The sequence below is a fragment of the Parendozoicomonas verongulae genome (genome assembly GCF_009711465.1).
GTDB classification, from domain to species: Bacteria; Pseudomonadota; Gammaproteobacteria; order Pseudomonadales; family Endozoicomonadaceae; genus Sansalvadorimonas; species Sansalvadorimonas verongulae.
Genome location: NZ_SMME01000445.1, coordinates 1 through 353 on the forward strand (window position 1 = coordinate 1; position 353 = coordinate 353).

Consider the following 353-nt stretch of genomic DNA (forward strand, 5'->3'; position numbering starts at 1 on the left):
AAACACAAGCGCACCCACACAGGAGACAGGTCCTTTGCCTGTGACTTTGACCGGTGCAACAAAACGTTTGCCACATCCGGTGATCTCACAAGACACAAGCGCGTCCACACAGGGAACAAGCCCTTTGTCTGTGACCACGGTGGGTGCTACAAGTCTTTCAACCAATCCAGTCATCTCACCAGACACAAGCGCTCTTGCACAATCCATAGTGTCACTGGCAGAAAAAGACTCACCGCCTTAAGCACCAACATCACAAGAGGCTGCCAGCTACGTTGCTATCTTCTTTGCTCTCTTTGTGGGAAGGAAGAAAATGGTCTTCAGGTTGAACTTTGTTGTTACCAGTCTCTGCATAG

1 protein-coding gene is annotated in these 353 nt (G+C 49.6%); it reads right to left on the reverse strand.

The annotated features are described in order from the left end of the window. Window positions 1-186: hypothetical protein (locus E1189_RS24525; RefSeq protein ID WP_230459900.1), on the reverse strand; the 186-nt coding region annotated here is incomplete at its 3' end. Between the last annotated feature and the right edge of the window lie 167 nt (window positions 187-353).